Here is a 17,120-nt window from a genome sequence, read left to right on the forward strand (position 1 = left end):
TTTAGGTGAATAAAGTTATCGAAAAAGCAAGAACTATCAGGACATCAACTTGTTAAGAATTTTTATTGCTGCTTTTGAAATGATCGTTCCAGGCCCAAATATGTCCGCAACGCCCTTATCAAGTAGTTCCTGGTGATCATTTTCGGGAATAATTCCCCCCGCAACCACCAGGATATCTTCTCGCCCTTGCTTCCTCAGCTCCTCTATTAATTCAGGTATTAACGTTTTATGTCCTCCCGCAAGTGAAGATGCACCGACTAGGTGTACGTCGTTTTCAATGGCTTGTTTGGCAACCTCTTCCGGTGTTTGGAACAATGGCCCTATATCGACATCAAAACCAAGGTCCGCAAAAGAGGTGGCAATCACTTTTGCTCCACGATCATGGCCATCCTGTCCCATTTTTGCAATCATGATTCTGGGACGTCTGCCATCAAATTCTTCAAACTTATCAGATAGCTCAAGCGCCTTTTTGAAGTCTTCGTTATTTTTTATAGCTGATGAATACACGCCTGAAATTGTTCGATTTGTGGCCTGAAATCTACCAAAAACTTTTTCCATAGCCAGGGATATTTCACCTAGCGTTGCACGCTCACGAGCAGCATCAATCGCTAATTCTAACAGGTTTCCATCATTTTTAGCCCCTTCTTCAAGCTTTTTCAAACATGCCTGAGCTTTTTCTTCATCCCTTGCGGATTTGATTTGGTTTATCCGCTCAATTTGCTTCTTGCGAACTTCATTGTTGTCCACTACCAACAATTCAATCTCAGTTTTCTCGTCTGTAATGAATTTATTCACGCCAATGATAGCTTCTTCGCCCGAATCAATTCTGGCTTGCTTTTGTGCAGCAGCCTCTTCAATTTTCATTTTCGGGTAGCCCGCCTCGATTGCTTTAGACATTCCACCCATTTCCTCTACTTCCTGGATAATTGCCCAGCTTTTTTCGATCAGATCATTTGTAAGCTTTTCTACATGCTTAGATCCACCCATCGGATCCACCACCTTAGTAATGTTCGTTTCTTCCTGTAAATAAATCTGCGTATTACGAGCAATTTTAGCCGAAAAATCAGTCGGCAAAGCGATAGCTTCGTCCAATGCATTGGTGTGTAGCGATTGTGTATGACCTAATGCCGCCGCTAGCGCTTCGATAGTGGTACGGGACACATTGTTATAAGGGTCTTGCGCTGTGAGGCTATAACCGGACGTTTGGCTATGTGTTCTCAGTGCCATGGACTTCTCATTTTTTGGATTAAATTCCTTGATCAGCTTAGCCCAAAGCACCCTGGCGGCTCTCATCTTTGCGATTTCAGTAAAGAAGTTCATACCAATCCCCCAGAAAAAAGATAGTCGTGGAGCAAAAGAATCAATATCTATTCCTGCTGCAATGCCTGTACGCACATACTCAAGTCCATCTGCAAGTGTAAAGGCCATTTCCAGGTCGGCCGTAGCACCAGCCTCATGCATGTGGTACCCACTGATGCTGATGGAGTTAAACTTCGGCATTCGTTGAGAAGTATATTTAAAAATATCGGCGATAATCCGCATCGATTGTGCCGGAGGGTATATGTAGGTGTTTCGCACCATAAATTCCTTCAGGATGTCATTCTGAATGGTACCTGTCAACAATTCAGGTGCAACCCCTTGTTCTTCTGCAGCAACGATATAAAATGCCATTACCGGGATCACGGCTCCATTCATGGTCATAGATACTGACATCTTATCAAGCGGGATTTGATCGAAGAGGATTTTCATATCCTCTACTGAGTCAATCGCAACCCCGGCTTTCCCTACATCACCTTTTACCCGTGGATTGTCACTGTCATATCCTCGATGTGTGGCCAGGTCAAATGCCACGGAGAGTCCTTTTTGCCCTGCCGCAAGATTCCTTCTGTAAAAGGCGTTAGATTCCTCAGCCGTGCTGAATCCGGCATATTGCCGTATCGTCCATTGCCGTGATGTGTACATGGTCGCATAAGGACCTCTCAAAAATGGGGGTGCACCCGCTGAAAATCCTTCCTGAATAAACTTGTCTTTTCCCATTATTTCAGCTTTTCTTTTACGCCTTTTATGATTTTGTCAGTCAATACCTCTATGTAATAGGAACCTCCACACTGGTCGGTGTATTCTTCAATGCCACTTTCTTCACGAATAAGGTTGCCGGTGTTCCTGCTTATTCTTTGATCACCAATGGCTGTGGTGAAATCAATCGAATGGCAGCCACCCAGGATGCTTGCTAAACCTGAGGTGGTATTTAAAAACCATTGATGCTCATCTGATTGATGTTTCGGTATATGGGTGTGTATTTGGTTGTTTCCGCGACCTGCTTCATCTAAGAGAAACTTTAAAGCTCTGACGGTCGAGATTTCCAGGAAAAAATCAGGGAAGACATTTCTGTAAATAAAGTTTTGATCTTCTCCTTTTAAAACTTCTAATAGCTGACTGATTGGGCTTTCAGTCTCTTCAACGAGCTGACAATTACCTTCTGGCATAATCATCATTCCTGAAAGCCCTTCTGGATTAATGTATACATTACTTCGGATCGAAATATCACAAATGCTACTATCAACCTCTTTTAGTGCACCATCGAGCAAGTCTGGATTTTCAATCGAAAGAATCACACCATCACACCCACCCATCAGTGCGTTAAGGATCTGTCTGTTGGATTCTTTCTCATCTTTAACTATAACCTCTTCGTATAGCTTCCACCGATGTGATTTAACTTGTGAAAAATAGTTGCTTACATACTCAAGTTCCAGTAAATCACTCTGATCGTAATATCCCTCAAGACTAATTTCGGCGCTGTTTTCCCACTTCAGTTTGTCGTCAGGGTTAACTCCTTTCAGTTGATTTTCAGCTAATTTCTTCCATTGATCTTTGCTGATTTCGGGAAATATATCAAGGTTTAATTCTTTCAAACTATTTCGTCTTTCTGATGATTATTTCACGAAATTAGACCAGAAATAGGATGTTAAGAAAAATTGTATTTTTCAAAGAATTTTCAATTGAAAATGCTCCTACAAGAACATATGAAACCATTTCAAAAAGTCAAGGATGAAATTCATTTTTTTATGAAGAAAAAATCAAACATATTTGATGCCCTTTCGGAAAAAAAAGGTCACCTAAGCCAAAGTATAAACCACTATTAACGCTAATCGAAAATGCACGATTTGATATGGAAAAACTGCCTTGAGTACATAAAAGAACGTATTCCTAACCAAAGTTACAGTACATGGTTTGAGCCCATAAACCCCTTAAAGACAGAGGGTAACGTTCTAACTATTCAAGTCCCGAGTCAGTTTTTCTACGAGTGGTTAGAAGAGCATTACGTTCATATATTGAAAGAGGCGATTGCAAAAGAGATGGGGGATGATGCAAGATTGGAATATTCTGTTGTCGTAGAAAACGAAGAAAACAAGAAATCCAACCCCACTTCCCTGAAAATCAACAACCTAGCTGATCGTAATGGAAGTAATAGTAAGGGGTTGAATACTGCATTTATCGATGATCTTAAGAGTGAAAACAATTTAAACCCAACATATACATTTTCTAATTTCATTGAGGGCGACTGCAACAGGCTTGGCCGTTCTGCAGGATATGCGGTGGCAAAAAAGCCTGGCATTACTTCATTCAATCCTTTGATGATCTATGGAGGTGTAGGTCTTGGAAAGACACACCTTGTACAAGCGATAGGCAACCATATTAAAAATGAAGATCCTTCCAAGAAGATTATATATGTAGCTTCTGAGAAGTTTACTAATCAATTCATCGATTCACTGAAGAATAATAATGTACAGAGTTTCATCTCTTATTACAGAGGTGTTGATATTCTTATTCTTGATGATGTTCAGTTCTTGAGAGATAAGGAGAAAACTCAGGAGATATTTTTCCATATTTTCAATCATTTACATCAGGCTGGCAAGCAGATCGTAATGACGAGTGATTGTGCTCCGAAAGACTTGAAGGGATTACAAGAACGATTGGTTTCGAGGTTTAAGTGGGGCTTAACAGCGGATCTCCAACAGCCCGCCTTTGAGACAAGGATGGCGATCATTCAGCGTAAAATTCAGGAAGATGGCATTCATATTCCTGAGGAAGTAATCGAGTACATTGCCTATACTGTTGATACAAATATCCGAGAACTGGAAGGCGTGGTAGTCTCATTGATTGCTCATGCATCGCTCATGCGCGTAGATGTGGATCTTGAGTTAGCTAAGAAAGTACTCAAGAACATCGTTAAAGAGATTGACTCTGAAGTTGGAATCGATTACATTCAAAAAACAGTTTCTGAATACTTCCATGTAGGTCAGGATGATCTGAAAGCGAAGACCCGTAAGAAAGAAATTGTTATCGCCCGACAGGTGGCCATGTATTTTTCGAAAGATTACACCAATCATTCTTTAAAATCCATCGGATATCACTTTGGGGGTCGCGATCACAGCACAGTGATTCATGCCCTTCAATCTGTTAACGATATGATGGATACAGATTCAAAGTTCCGTTACTCAGTGGATGAATTGAAGAAGAAATTGAAGATGCGCACGGCTTAACGCCTGAAAGGATAGTACACTTTCCTTCCTCTTTCATCAATTCCTATCACATCGAATCTTCCTCTGATGTTCGCCAATATTTTAGTGAGCTCTTCGGGAGTATCTATCGATCGGTTGTTGATCTGGGTAATGATAAATCCTTTTGGTATGCCCAGATTGGCAAAGAACCCATTGGATTTGTAATCCACCACCTTTACCCCGCTACTTATGCCAAGTAAGTCCCTTTCTACTTTCGGGACACTTTCAAAGTTCGCGTCCAGGTCTTCGGAGTAGTAAATATTTCGTTTGATGATACTTGTAGTGCCCTCACGGTTCGTCAATACCAATTCTTTATTGATCATCTCGCTATCTCTTTCAGCAAGCACGTTAAGCTTATCACCCGGATAACTTTTTGCAACCAGCTCTTCCAGGCTTGCTTTATTGGTGATACGCTTGCCATTAATTTTCCGAATGACATCTCTCTTTTTTAGACCAGCCTTATCTGCGGCACTTTCATCCTTTACATCGGCAATGATTACTCCATCCAAATCTTCAATGCCGATTCGGGAAGCTAATTCACTATCTATATCTATAAATTCTGCGCCAGTGAAGGCCTTTTGAACTTCTCCATACTTCACCAGGTCATTGAAAACTTTCTTAACTATGTTGACAGGAATGGCAAATCCATAGCCGGTGTAAGATCCCGTTCTTGAAAGAATTGCAGTGTTAATTCCGATGAGTTTACCCTGTGCATTGACAAGCGCGCCACCACTATTACCCGGATTAATTGCTGCATCCGTTTGGATAAAACTTTCAATTGGAAACTTATCTCGTAGGATGTTGATGTTTCTTCCTTTGGCACTAACAATGCCTGCTGTGACAGTAGAAGTGAGGTTAAATGGGTTACCGACAGCTAATACCCATTCTCCGACTTTCACATGTTCTGAGTCACCTTTTTCGATTACCGGCAGATCATTGGAATTGATTTTAATCACCGCCAAATCCGTACTTGGATCCCGACCTACTAGTTCTGCTTCATAGCTACGCTTCCCTGCAATTACAGTGATTTCGTCAGCGTCCATGATCACATGATTGTTAGTGACGATGTATCCATCCTGAGAGAAAACCACGCCAGAACCGCTTCCAACACGCTGTGAGGATCGAGGCTCAAAAAACCAGTCCATCCAACCTCCTGCACGGTACTCAATTTCACTCAGGGTTTGTATGAATACGACACTTCCAGTGCTTTTCTCTGATGCTTCAATGAAGTTTTCATTAGGAATAAGGGAGCCATAGGAAACTTGTTGAACCTGGGGCTTGGATTCCTCTAACCTTACCTGAGGAACCTGTTCTCGTTGAGAATATGCTTGCTCATTGAAGTGATTCACCACCAATGCTCCACATGTACCTGCTATCAAACCTATTGCAATCGTTTTTATCGTATTCATCACTTTAGCGTTATTTTTCCTGAAAATAAACCGATCCTGATCGATATTTATTCCATGCGATTGTTAAAAATTGCAAACTCTTACCTTTGCCGACTGTTCTTTTGCAAGGGCAGGGAGAAGCGAAACACATGAAGAAACGAAATATAGCCATTCTTGGCTCTACAGGGTCGATTGGAACACAGGCTTTGGATGTAATTGAAAGGCATCCAGAAAGCTTCGAAGTAGAGGTTTTGACGGCACAAAATAGCGCCAACTTACTGATTGAACAGGCACTAAGATATAAACCTAATACAGTTGTTATTGGCAATGAGGATCTTTATCAACAGGTTTTTGATGCACTGGATCCGCATGATATCAAAGTTTTTGCCGGAGAAAACGCACTTGCCTCTGTGGTTGAGATGGATTCCATCGATATGGTCTTAACGGCTCTTGTTGGCTATTCCGGTTTACTTCCGACCATTCGGGCAATTAATGCCGGGAAGCCAATCGCTTTGGCAAATAAGGAAACATTAGTTGTGGCCGGAGAAATGATCACGAAGCTGGCTCAGGAAAAAGGGGTGAATATTTTGCCAGTGGATTCTGAGCATTCCGCGATATTTCAATGCATTGTAGGTGAATTTCATAATCCCATAGAAAAACTTATTCTCACAGCGTCCGGAGGCCCGTTTCGGGGTAAAAACCGTGAGCTTCTAGCATCGGTTACCAAAGAGCAGGCACTGAAGCATCCTAATTGGGACATGGGGGCGAAGATCACGATTGACTCAGCGACCATGATGAATAAAGGCCTGGAAGTGATTGAGGCGAAGTGGTTGTTTGGCGTGTCCTTGGATCAGGTTGAAGTCATAGTGCATCCTCAGTCCATTATTCACTCTATTGTTCAATTTGAAGATGGATCGATGAAAGCTCAAATGGGGCTACCGGATATGCGAGTGCCAATTCAATTTGCGATGACGTACCCCGGCAGACTAAAGGCAGACTACCCAAGATTTGACTTTTTAGACTACCCTGAGCTGACCTTTGAAAAACCGGATGTCGAAACTTTTCGTAATCTTAAGTTAGCTTTTGAAGTGGCAAAAGAGGGGGGCAATCAGCCATGTATATTGAACGCTGCAAACGAAATTGCTGTTCAGGGATTCCTGGAAGATAAACTAGGCTTCCTCGAGATTTCGGATGTTATTGAAAACTGCCTAAAAAAGGTGAGCTATATTCGCAATCCTGAATTAGATGACTTTATACAAACAGACAAAGAAACAAGAGCCAAAGCGCTCGAATTAATAAAATAGATGGAGACGTTAATAATGGTAGGGCAGCTGCTTTTAGGGCTGTCAATTTTAGTAGGAGTGCATGAGTGGGGGCATATGGTGGCTGCCAAGTCATTCGGTATGCGTGTGGAGAAATTTTCTATTGGATTTCCTCCGAAAATATGGGGAAAGCAGATCGGAGAGACGGAGTACTCAATAGGAGCAATTCCTTTAGGTGGATTTGTAAAGATCACAGGGATGATCGATGAATCCTTGGACACAAAAACACTCAGTGCGGAACCTGAACCTTACGAGTTCCGAGCCAAGCCCGCATGGCAAAGACTAATTGTGATGATGGGAGGGATTATTGTCAACGTAATTACCGGAATCATCATTTTCATTGGTTTAGCCTTAGCGAATGGTGAAGCATACCTTCCAAAAGAAGAACTAAATAAGCATGGCATTGTGGCTTATGACCTGGGTGAGCAGCTTGGATTTCAAACTGGTGATAAGATTTTAGCCATAAATGGGCAGGATTATGAGAGGTTTTCTGACTTAATGAGTCCTGATTTGCTTCTTGGCACTGACAACTATTATACAGTGCTAAGAGATGGAAAAGAGATTAGAGTTGAAATGCCTAATGACTTCATTGACAAGTTTGCCGATAAAAAGAATAGGGAATTTGTAATTGCACCGAGATGGCTATTTTCGGTAGAGTCAATCATGCCGGGGAGCAATGCTGACAAAGCTGGGTTAGAGGCTGGCGATAAAATCACTGCCATAAATGGCAAAGAGATTAAATATTTTGACGAGCTAAGTTCTACCCTTGATCAACTAAAGGGACAAACAGCCACTTTTGAAATATCGAGGAACGATGAATTAATCAATTTAGATATACCTGTAGGAGATGATGGAACTATAGGTTTCTATCAATATCGAGAAATTGACTATGTAACCAGGGATTTCACTTTTGGTGAAGCTATAAGTGAAGGAACCTACAATGCTTTTGCTGTTGTATGGTTAAATATCAAAGGCTTTCAGAAAATGATTGCAGGAGATGTAGACGTTAGAAAATCTCTATCTGGCCCGATTCGAATAGCTACATTCTTTGGTGGTACCTGGGACTGGAACAACTTCTGGAGGATCGTAGGTCTTCTTTCAATGGTTCTGGCATTTATGAATTTCTTACCAATTCCAGCACTGGATGGTGGTCATGTTATGTTCCTTACCTGGGAGATAGTCACAGGAAGAAAGCCATCTGATAGATTTCTTGAGAACGCTCAGAAAGTTGGAATGGTGATCTTACTGTCACTGATGGCCTTTGTCATCATCAACGATACGATCAGCTTGTTCTAAAAATCATTGGTAGTTTCCGCTGACTCTTCTGTTGGCGGAGCTTCTCTATAGATTTCAAATTCCACTCTTCGGTTTAGCTTACGATCGGCCTCTGTTACCTCGTTTTCCACAATTGGTCTGGTATCTCCGTATCCCTCTGCCTCTACACGCTCTTTAATAATACCTGCGAAGATTACGATGTAATCACGGATGTTTTGTGCACGCTCTTTAGATAGCTGCAGGTTTTTTTCAGGGTCACCTACAGAATCCGTGTGTCCCGATATCCGAAGTTTGAACTCGGGGTTATCATAAAGAAAATTTACCACCTTGTTGAGATCTGCATACATTTCAGTTTTCAGTTCAGCTCTGCCCACATCAAATTCGATGGATTCAAATTTCATCCTGGACGCAAGTGGTTGCGTTACCGTGTTCAACTCCATCGGCCCATCCAGATAGAAAACTTCTTCAATCCTGAAGAAATCATCACCCTGAAGCACCAGCAAATAATTCCGCTGATTAATTAGCTCAAATTCAAAAGAACCGTCTGGCTTTAAAAACTTTGGTGCTACCTCATTTCCTTTATCCAGGTCTATGATGGAGACAATCCCCTGAAATGGAACTCCAGTAAGTGAGTCGGTGAGTGTTCCTGTCACAGTCGTGGTAGCCTCAGGTTGAGCTTCCATTGGAAGTGGAAAGGAATATATATCCTGCTTATTCAAATCTCTCGTAGACGATCGCGCATAAAACAGTAACTCCGATTCAGAGTCGATGGTGAAATAAAACTCACTCCCCCGGCCATTAACCAAAGGACCAATATTTTGAGGTTCTGTCCAATGTCCATCTACGTAATAGGATTTATATATATCGAACTCACCGAAATTGTAGAGTTGACCATTTGAGCTGAAATAAAGCACATCATAGACTGGGTGATAGAATGGGCTAACGTCATTTTGACGGGTATTGATTACAGGCCCCATATTCATTGCAGCTGACCAACGACCCTTATCATCTTTGATGGTGTAGTAAATATCGGCCAGACCAAAGCCACCCAGCCTATCAGAGGCAAAAAACAAGGTGTCTCCCGAATGCGATAAGGCAGGATGTGAATCCCATGCCAAGCTGTTGACACTAACTCCCAGGTTTTCAGGTCTTGTCCAGGTGCTGTCCTGCTGGAGCGTTGCAATGAATAAGTCACAATCACCATAGGACTCAGGTGAATCGCAGCGGGAAAATACCAGTGTTTTTCCATCCCCACTGAGACATGGTGAACCCTCATTGTAGTGAGAATTCAATTTTTTTATTGGTTTGGCTTTCGACCAGGTTCCATACGGATCTTTATGACTAAAGTACAGGTCTTCATCTTCTCTAAACCGAATGGTTTCATCTACCTTCTTTCGCTTGGATGTAAACACCAGAATGTCATTGTGAATGTTGAGAGAGGGGCCATAATCTGCACTGGCACTGTTTACAAGCATCCCCATGTTTAATAACACCCCTCTTGGCGGTTGTAATGTGTCAATCAACTTTCGGTGTTCCACCAACTCATAATAGTAGTCAATGGGCACAAATTGCTCAGCGGCTTGTCTGTTCAGTGAATCATAATAAAGCTCAATTTCTTTGATATTGATACCCTGATAATGATGCCGCAGCACCATCCGATAGAGGGTCATTGCCTCTTCTTTGTCCCCGAAAAGCTCCGTCATTTTAGCGAGACGCCAGATCAATTTGGTGTCTTTATAAAAATTTCGAATGCCGAAGCGCCCAACATAATCTTTCAAAGCATCATAAAGCTCCTCCCACTTTTCTTCCTGGTCGAGCTTGATGATGCGCTCCAGCTTTTGTTTGTTGTAATATTCAGGATACTTATTGATTCCTTTGAATTCATACGCATTGAATACCACATCTTTAGGAATGGAATCAGTGATGATTTGTACCTCTTTTCTTCCTCTCTGAGCCGATGCACATAGGCTGATAAGAACTAAGAAAAGTCCAATATGGCGATGAAAATTACGGTGCATGCTGTCGATTCGTCAGTAAAAACTAAAATTAATTTAAAGTTAGCACTATTTGCCATGTGCGAACACTTTGGCATAGCGATTGACATTTATGTACCTTTCACAAAAACGAAGGGATGTGTACGAAATATCTGACACATTGGCATTTTTATGAACGACTCAAGATTTAAATCAATTTTTATACCTGAATTTGTAAATGAGGACTCAGAAGAGCTGATCCAGATTATTTCTCCTGAGGATAATCAAATGGAGGAATCAGATCTTCCGAAAGATTTACCTATTCTTCCTATTAGAAACACAGTCTTATTTCCCGGGGTTGTCCTGCCGATTACAGTAGGAAGGACAAAATCTATCCGATTGGTTAAAAAAGCTTATAGGGGAGACCGTATCATTGGTGTAGTGGCTCAGAAAAACGGGAAGACGGAAGAGCCTAACTTCAAGGACTTATACGAGGTTGGAACCATCGCTAAGATTCTTAAAATGATTGTTCTTCCTGACGGAAATACCACAATCATCATTCAGGGTCAAAACCGCTTCCAAATCACCGAACAGGTTCAGGAAGAGCCTCACCATATTGTAAAATACCAGACGGTTACTGACAAGAAGAATGAGCTTTCTAAGAAAGAGCAAAAAGCACTCATTCAGTCAATGAAGGACACGGCGACCAAGATTATGGGTCTTAGTCCGGAAATACCGAAAGAGGCTCGTGTTGCTGTTGATAACATTGATAGCTTCAATTTTCTCACACACTTTTTGTCGTCTAATGTAAACGCTGAAGTAAGTGATAAGCAGGCACTCCTTGAAATTGATGATCCAAAAGCCAGAGCGGAAAAGCTTCTTCAGTTTATGCTCAAAGATCTTCAGATGCTTGAGCTTAAGCAGGAAATTCAGGAGAAAGTACATACAGACATTGATCAGCAGCAAAGAGATTACTTCTTGCGTCAGCAGATACGAATCCTGCAGGATGAGCTGGGGCAGGACGGGCCGGATCAGGAGGTAAACGCACTTCGAAAGAGAGGAGAGAAAAAGAGCTGGCCGGATGAGGTGAAGGAGCATTTTGAAAGAGAGTTGGATAAAATCTCACGAATGAACCCAGCAGCGGCAGAGTTTCCGGTAGCAATGAGCTACGTAGAGTTGCTTGTTGACCTTCCCTGGAATGAAGTAACCGAAGATAATTTTGATCTGAAGCATGCGCGTAAAGTGCTTGATAGAGATCATTTTGGGCTTGAAAAAGTGAAAGATCGAATCATTGAATATCTAGCGGTGCGCAAGCTAAAGCAGGATTTAAAAGGACCTATTTTGTGCTTGTATGGACCTCCGGGCGTTGGTAAAACATCTCTTGGTAAATCTGTTGCCGATGCATTGAATAGAAAATACGTAAGAATGTCACTGGGAGGTGTGCATGATGAAGCAGAGGTGAGAGGACACAGAAAAACATATATCGGGGCTATGCCCGGCAAGATTATTCAAAATCTGAATCGAGCTAAATCTTCGAATCCGGTATTTATTCTGGATGAAATTGATAAAGTAAGTTCAGATTTCAGAGGTGATCCATCTTCTGCCTTGCTTGAGGTATTGGATCCCGAACAGAATTCTACTTTCAAGGATAATTATCTGGAAGTGGATTACGACCTTTCAAAGGTCTTATTTATCGCGACGGCAAACTCTTTGGACACGATCCAGCCAGCGCTGAGAGATCGGATGGAGATCATTGATATCAGTGGTTATACGCAAGAGGAGAAATTGGAAATCGCCAAGAAGCATTTGATTCCAAAACAGCGTAAGGAACATGGCTTGAAGGCGAAAGATGTGGTTTTTGATAAGTCAGGAATCACCAAGCTGATCAATGATTATACTCGAGAGTCTGGGGTGAGAAGCCTGGAACGTAAAATTGCAGCGGTTATTCGTTCTATAGCTAAATCAGTTGCGATGGAGGAAGAATATGAATCCAAAATTAATGCTGAGAGAGTCAGAGAAATTTTAGGACCTGAAATATTTGATAAGGACAATTATGAGGACAACTCGATTCCTGGTGTTGTGACAGGGCTTGCCTGGACACCATCCGGGGGAGATATCTTATTCATTGAGTCTTCTTTAAGCAGAGGGAAAGGGAAACTCACGCTTTCTGGTCAGCTGGGTGATGTGATGAAGGAATCAGCGGTTGCTGCTCTTTCTTATTTGCGTTCTCATTCAGAGTCTATAGGCATTGATCATCGTATTTTTGACAATTACGATCTCCATGTACACGTGCCGGCAGGAGCCATTCCAAAAGATGGTCCGTCTGCCGGAATAACGATGCTAACCTCGCTGGCATCTGTTTTTACTCAACGTAAGGTGAAAAAGCAGCTAGCAATGACAGGCGAAATTACCTTAAGGGGTAAAGTTCTGCCTGTGGGTGGTATCAAAGAAAAAATTTTAGCGGCAAGAAGGGCAGGCATCAAGGAGATCATTATGTGTAAGCGTAACCAAAAGGATCTCGAAGAGATTAATGAAAAGTATCTGAAGGGACTACAAATTCATTTTGTTGAATATGTACCTGAGGTGCTTGATATTGCGTTAACCAAGCAAATAGCAAGTAATCCAATCGAGTTTATCCTGCCCGAAGAAAAGAAAGGTTGAGATTTATAATAGCAATAGCATGCTTAGTGCCGCTTTTAAGCTGGTCACAGATAGGTGGTCAGGCAGGGTATCAATCCCTGAACCTGACTTCAAATCCACGTGCTGCTGCACTTGGAGGCACAGCTATTTCTCTTGCCGATGGAGATATTTCTCAATTTTTTGAAAACCCGGCTACACTGGATTCTGTGGGAAGTAAGAATCTTTTTTTTCATTTCAATCCATATTTTACTGATGTATTCGTCTATTCAGGAGCATATACATTCGATATATTGAATGCAGGAACATTTGCAGCCGGCATTAATTATGTCAACTTTGGCTCTTTTGAGATGACAGATGAAACCGGAAATCAGATAGGTACATTTCAGGCGCAGGATTACACCATACAGATTGGCAAAGCACACCAGCTTGGTCCATTTACACTTGGTGCTAACCTCAAGCTTACACATTCATCTATTGAGAGGTACGGATCTACTGCTATCCTCATGGATTTGGGAGGCATCTTCCGTCCTTCTAAAAATTGGACGATTGCCATGGTGTTGGAAAACATTGGAGGAAGGGTGTCAGAATACACATCTTTTTCTTCACCTTCTATTCCTTTTGATGTAAAGCTTGGTACTTCTTTCAAGCCGGAATATATGCCATTGCGATTTTCGATAACTACGACAAATTTGGTGAATGAAAATGCAACGCAGGAAGAAGAGTTTGCGGGTAGGAGCACTAAAACCATCGATAAAGTATGGAAAAGAATGAACCTCGGTGCTGAGGTCTTGTTAAGTAAGAATATCCAGCTTCTGATAGGGTATAGCCATAAGCGTAAGCAGGAATTAAGGTTGGATGATATTGGTGGCGGAGCAGGATTGTCCTATGGACTAATGGTTAAAGTGAAACGAATAGAGTTTCGATTTTCACGAGCAACTTTTCATGCAGCTGGAGGCAGTAGCTTTATCAGCCTTCGCACTGATTTAAATGATTTTAAGAAAATTTTATGAGTGAAATAAAAAACGACTTGACCCCTAAACAAATAGTTGAGGAGTTAGATAAGTACATTATCGGACAAAAAGATGCTAAGCGCAATGTGGCGATAGCCTTGCGTAACCGATGGAGGAGAATGAATGTGAAAGAGGAAATTCAGGGAGAAATTGTACCTAATAATATCTTGCTAATTGGATCAACGGGTGTCGGTAAGACAGAGATAGCTCGTAGGCTTGCAAAAATTGCGGATGCACCATTTACAAAGGTGGAAGCTTCCAAGTTTACAGAGGTGGGCTATGTAGGACGTGACGTGGAAAGCATGGTTAGAGACCTGGTGGAGCAGGCCGTGAACATGGTGAAAGTGTCGAAAAAGGAAGAAGTGAAGGAGAAAGCAGCAGAGGTGGTAGAAGGACTTATCCTGGATGCTTTAATTCCACCACTTAAGGGAAATCCGAACGCTTTCTCTACTAAAGTAGGGAGTGACGAACCTGAAAACGAAGTGGAATTAAACGAGCAAACAAGGGCTCGCTTTAGAGAAAAGATTCGTAAAGGAGAGCTCGACAACAGGAAGATTGAGATTGATGTGACAGCTAATCCTTCTGGAAATGTGGGAATGATTGGAGGAGGTATGGATGAAGCATCTATGATCAATATCCAGGAGATGATTGGCAACATGATGCCAAAGAAGAAGAAGAAACGAAAAGTGACGATTGCCGAAGCTCGTAAGATTTTACTTGAGGAAGAGGCCTCTAAAATGATTGACATGGATGAGGTAAAGGAGGAAGCAATTTATAAAGCAGAGAATACCGGAATCATTTTTATAGATGAGGTAGACAAAATCGCAAAAGGAGGAGAAGCCGGAAAAGGCGGTCCGGATGTGAGTAGGGAAGGTGTACAAAGAGATTTACTTCCAATTGTGGAAGGAAGTGCAGTAAACACAAAATATGGGATCATCAATACGGATCACATATTATTTGTGGCAGCAGGAGCATTTCATTTTAGCAAACCTTCCGACCTAATTCCTGAGCTTCAGGGACGTTTCCCAATTCGTGTAGAGCTGGATAATTTGACCAAAGCAGATTTTCTGAGAATTTTAACAGAACCAAAGAATGCGCTTACTAAGCAATATGAGGCATTAGTGGCAGCTGAAGAAGTAAAGCTCACCTTTCAGGATGAAGCCCTAGAAGAAATTGCAGAAATGGCTTTTCAGATTAATGAGGAAGTGGAAAACATTGGTGCGAGAAGACTTCATACGGTAATGAGTAAACTTCTCAATGAGATTTTATTTGATATTCCGGATACAATCGGTCCGAATGCACAAATTGTTATTGATAAGGCACTTGTGCAGGAAAAGCTGGAAGGGTTGGTTAAGGATAAAGACTTGAGTAGGTATATTCTTTAAATCTCTTTCGGGAAATAGAAGAAGGCGAGTATACCATCACCAAATTTTACATCTTTCCAGTACCTGACGTTGAAGTTGATGCCAATTATTCCACAGGTTGGGACGTTATCAAATGTCAGGTTGGCAAATGCATTCGCGGCACTTGTAAATCCGGGGTTGTGACCAAAAATGGCTAGACGCTCGCAGCTAGGTGAGTTTTTCACAATTTCTAAGATTTCACCGGATCCTGCATGGTACAGGTTTTTATCCAGACGGATGTTGCCCTCATCCACCCCCAACTGATCGCAAATGTGCAATGCGGTGTAAAATGCCCTGCTGGCAGTGCTGGAAATATATACTTCAGGTGCTGGTTGCTGGGAAGCAAAGTGATTTCCCATTTTTATAACATCTTTCCTTCCTCGTTTTCCAAGAGGACGGTCATGATCACTTAGATCAAATGACCAGGAGGATTTGGCGTGACGGATCAGGTAGAGGGTTTTCATCAGTCGGGTAAATAGAAGTCAAAAGTTACATCATTCATGCATTTAAAATGTCCTTTTGGACAGTTTGAATACCCACCCAATGCGCATGGCCTGCAGTTTAGCTTATTATTTTCAAAAACGGAAAACTGAGTGCGGTATGGATACATACCAAAGTGAGGAGTAGTGCTACCCCAGATAGAAAAAATCTGCCTCTTAAATGCTGCGGCAATATGCATATGATCATTATCGTATGTGAATACCCAGCTAGCATTTTTAATTAGTGAAGCCTGCTGGTTGAAATTAAACTTTCCACATGCATTGAAAATGATTGCCTTCTTATTCAGCCCTTCTATCGCTTCCTCTTCCTCAGGCGTACCTTGTTCAAAAAAAGTTTCAATTTCCATGGCTGCACCTTTTTCCTTTTCACCGCCAATAAGCACGATTGGTTTGTTGATCCGGTCACAAAGCTCGATTAGCCGATTAACCGGAAGTTTTCTCGTTGCATATTTAGCATTTATAGCTACCGCTGCGAATCCATTTTGATGTGTCTCAGGTAGCCAGCTATTTTCCACCTCATACTTTTCAGGAATGTAAAAATCCAGTCCCAGGTTATCTCCCTTGATGCTTAGTGGCTGAAGTAAATCTATGTATTGGTCAACAAGATGTTTTTTCGGCAATAGGTTGATTCTAGTTTTGGTGTATAGCCATCTTTTGAATCTTTTATTCTTAAAGGCCAATCGGTTTTGACTATTGGCGCGGCTAATAAGGGAGGATTTTAGATCATTTTTAAGATCTACGATCCAATCATATTCTTCGCTTTTAGTCCGATTTCTTTGGAATAATATACCCGCATCCAAATCAAAGGTTTTGTCGCAGTAGGGATTTTCATTCAGGATCGGCATACGTTCCTGGGGCACGAGCAGGTGAATTTGAGCATCTAATTCTGTCTTCAGAATTCGAATGATGGGGGTCGTTAAGAGCGTCTCCCCAATGGTGCCAGAATGGATGATTAATACTTTCATCAGAGGTAAAAATGACTTAAATGCTGATGGTTTAAAAACTATTGGTGTTAATAAATAACAACCACCCGCGCTTTTGTTTAGA

Annotated in this window: 12 protein-coding genes; 6 read left to right on the forward strand and 6 right to left on the reverse strand. The window is 41.7% G+C overall.

Annotated features, from left to right (window positions below; genetic code table 11):
- Nucleotides 1-36 precede the first annotated feature (36 nt).
- Both scpA and ACXAH9_RS05630 read right to left on the reverse strand, forming a co-directional pair.
- Nucleotides 37-2,037, reverse strand: a complete 2,001-nt coding sequence (gene scpA / locus ACXAH9_RS05625; RefSeq protein WP_474893883.1) for a methylmalonyl-CoA mutase — start codon at nucleotides 2,035-2,037, stop codon at nucleotides 37-39.
- Nucleotides 2,037-2,912, reverse strand: coding sequence for a methylmalonyl-CoA mutase family protein (locus ACXAH9_RS05630; protein ID WP_474893884.1), 876 nt, complete (start codon nucleotides 2,910-2,912; stop codon nucleotides 2,037-2,039). The genes scpA and ACXAH9_RS05630 overlap by 1 nt, the downstream gene beginning before the upstream one ends.
- Before the next feature lie 243 nt (nucleotides 2,913-3,155).
- On the opposite strand from ACXAH9_RS05630, the gene dnaA reads away from it, so the two are divergent.
- The gene (gene dnaA / locus ACXAH9_RS05635) at nucleotides 3,156-4,544 is read left to right on the forward strand and encodes a chromosomal replication initiator protein DnaA (protein ID WP_349563522.1); all 1,389 of its coding nucleotides are present in this window, start codon (nucleotides 3,156-3,158) and stop codon (nucleotides 4,542-4,544) included.
- Here the strand turns inward: dnaA and ACXAH9_RS05640 are convergent.
- Entirely contained in the window at nucleotides 4,541-5,971 is a 1,431-nt protein-coding gene (locus ACXAH9_RS05640) for a S1C family serine protease (RefSeq protein ID WP_474893885.1), read from the reverse strand. The genes dnaA and ACXAH9_RS05640 overlap by 4 nt on opposite strands.
- Before the next feature lie 128 nt (nucleotides 5,972-6,099).
- Here ACXAH9_RS05640 and ACXAH9_RS05645 point away from each other — a divergent pair, with 128 nt between their 5' ends.
- Complete coding sequence (locus ACXAH9_RS05645; protein WP_474893886.1) at nucleotides 6,100-7,254, forward strand: 1-deoxy-D-xylulose-5-phosphate reductoisomerase; 1,155 nt, start codon at nucleotides 6,100-6,102, stop codon at nucleotides 7,252-7,254.
- Nucleotides 7,255-8,568 (forward strand): RIP metalloprotease RseP, encoded by a 1,314-nt coding sequence (rseP, locus tag ACXAH9_RS05650; protein ID WP_474893887.1) that lies wholly within the window; start codon nucleotides 7,255-7,257, stop codon nucleotides 8,566-8,568. It abuts the gene before it with no gap.
- Here the strand turns inward: rseP and ACXAH9_RS05655 are convergent.
- A complete protein-coding gene (locus ACXAH9_RS05655; RefSeq protein WP_474893888.1) occupies nucleotides 8,565-10,565 on the reverse strand; it encodes an OmpA family protein in 2,001 nt (666 codons plus the stop codon). The genes rseP and ACXAH9_RS05655 overlap by 4 nt on opposite strands.
- Before the next feature lie 147 nt (nucleotides 10,566-10,712).
- Between ACXAH9_RS05655 and lon the strand changes: the two genes are divergently transcribed.
- Genes lon through hslU form a run of 3 tightly spaced genes read left to right on the forward strand, consistent with a single transcriptional unit; the run spans nucleotide 10,713 to nucleotide 15,555 of the window.
- A complete protein-coding gene (lon, locus tag ACXAH9_RS05660; RefSeq protein ID WP_474893889.1) occupies nucleotides 10,713-13,181 on the forward strand; it encodes an endopeptidase La in 2,469 nt (822 codons plus the stop codon).
- Nucleotides 13,178-14,170 carry a type IX secretion system protein PorQ gene (gene porQ / locus ACXAH9_RS05665; RefSeq protein WP_474893890.1) on the forward strand — a complete coding sequence of 331 codons (993 nt, stop codon included), beginning with the start codon at nucleotides 13,178-13,180 and terminating at the stop codon, nucleotides 14,168-14,170. The genes lon and porQ overlap by 4 nt, the downstream gene beginning before the upstream one ends.
- Nucleotides 14,167-15,555, forward strand: coding sequence for an ATP-dependent protease ATPase subunit HslU (gene hslU, locus ACXAH9_RS05670; protein ID WP_474893891.1), 1,389 nt, complete (start codon nucleotides 14,167-14,169; stop codon nucleotides 15,553-15,555). Before porQ ends, hslU begins: the two co-directional genes overlap by 4 nt.
- On the opposite strand, the gene ACXAH9_RS05675 is transcribed toward hslU, so the two are convergent.
- Together ACXAH9_RS05675 and ACXAH9_RS05680 are read right to left on the reverse strand one after the other, a co-directional pair.
- The gene (locus ACXAH9_RS05675) at nucleotides 15,552-16,037 is read right to left on the reverse strand and encodes a SixA phosphatase family protein (RefSeq protein ID WP_474893892.1); all 486 of its coding nucleotides are present in this window, start codon (nucleotides 16,035-16,037) and stop codon (nucleotides 15,552-15,554) included. The two genes, hslU and ACXAH9_RS05675, sit on opposite strands and share 4 nt — an antisense overlap.
- Nucleotides 16,037-17,038: a glycosyltransferase family 9 protein gene (locus ACXAH9_RS05680; protein ID WP_474893893.1), complete on the reverse strand. Its 1,002-nt coding sequence runs from the start codon at nucleotides 17,036-17,038 to the stop codon at nucleotides 16,037-16,039. The genes ACXAH9_RS05675 and ACXAH9_RS05680 overlap by 1 nt, the downstream gene beginning before the upstream one ends.
- Between the last annotated feature and the right edge of the window lie 82 nt (nucleotides 17,039-17,120).

This window comes from Ekhidna sp. ABH4_415 (genome assembly GCF_056161305.1).

Bases quoted from the DNA above. Each gene is read 5' to 3' on its own strand.
- scpA (WP_474893883.1), bottom strand. From the start codon at position 2,037: ATGGGAAAAGACAAGTTTATTCAGGAAGGATTTTCAGCGGGTGCACCC.
- dnaA (WP_349563522.1), top strand. From the start codon at position 3,156: ATGCACGATTTGATATGGAAAAACTGCCTTGAGTACATAAAAGAACGT.
- ACXAH9_RS05640 (WP_474893885.1), bottom strand. From the start codon at position 5,971: ATGAATACGATAAAAACGATTGCAATAGGTTTGATAGCAGGTACATGT.
- ACXAH9_RS05645 (WP_474893886.1), top strand. From the start codon at position 6,100: ATGAAGAAACGAAATATAGCCATTCTTGGCTCTACAGGGTCGATTGGA.
- rseP (WP_474893887.1), top strand. From the start codon at position 7,255: ATGGAGACGTTAATAATGGTAGGGCAGCTGCTTTTAGGGCTGTCAATT.
- ACXAH9_RS05655 (WP_474893888.1), bottom strand. From the start codon at position 10,565: ATGCACCGTAATTTTCATCGCCATATTGGACTTTTCTTAGTTCTTATC.
- lon (WP_474893889.1), top strand. From the start codon at position 10,713: ATGAACGACTCAAGATTTAAATCAATTTTTATACCTGAATTTGTAAAT.
- hslU (WP_474893891.1), top strand. From the start codon at position 14,167: ATGAGTGAAATAAAAAACGACTTGACCCCTAAACAAATAGTTGAGGAG.
- ACXAH9_RS05675 (WP_474893892.1), bottom strand. From the start codon at position 16,037: ATGAAAACCCTCTACCTGATCCGTCACGCCAAATCCTCCTGGTCATTT.
- ACXAH9_RS05680 (WP_474893893.1), bottom strand. From the start codon at position 17,038: ATGAAAGTATTAATCATCCATTCTGGCACCATTGGGGAGACGCTCTTA.